The sequence below is a fragment of the Stenotrophomonas sp. SrG genome (assembly GCF_050031795.1).
GTDB classification, from domain to species: domain Bacteria; phylum Pseudomonadota; class Gammaproteobacteria; order Xanthomonadales; family Xanthomonadaceae; genus Stenotrophomonas; species Stenotrophomonas rhizophila_A.
The window spans coordinates 1-242 of sequence record NZ_JBNBBE010000925.1; the positions used below are offsets into that span (position 1 = coordinate 1).

At 68.2% G+C, this 242-nt stretch carries 1 protein-coding gene; it reads left to right on the plus strand.

Annotated features, from left to right (window positions below):
• Positions 1-242, plus strand: a 242-nt coding sequence (locus ACQG3P_RS22190; RefSeq protein ID WP_426806258.1) for an NUDIX domain-containing protein, incomplete at both ends; no start/stop codon positions are given.

A 242-nucleotide genomic window follows, 5' to 3' on the forward strand; every position in this document is an offset into this window, starting at 1 on the left:
GAGCAGTTCCGCGTACCGCTGCAGGCCAAGACGATCGAGATGCCGGCCGGCCTGGTCGGCGATATCGACGCGGGCGAATCGATTGAAGACTCCGCCGTGCGCGAGCTGGAAGAAGAAACCGGCTGGACCGCCGGGCATGCCGAAGGGTTGATGATCGGCCCGACCTCCTCCGGTGCCAGCAGCGAGAAAATCGCCTTCGTGCGCGCCACCGGCGTGCGCAGGGTCGGCGAAGGCGGCGGCGA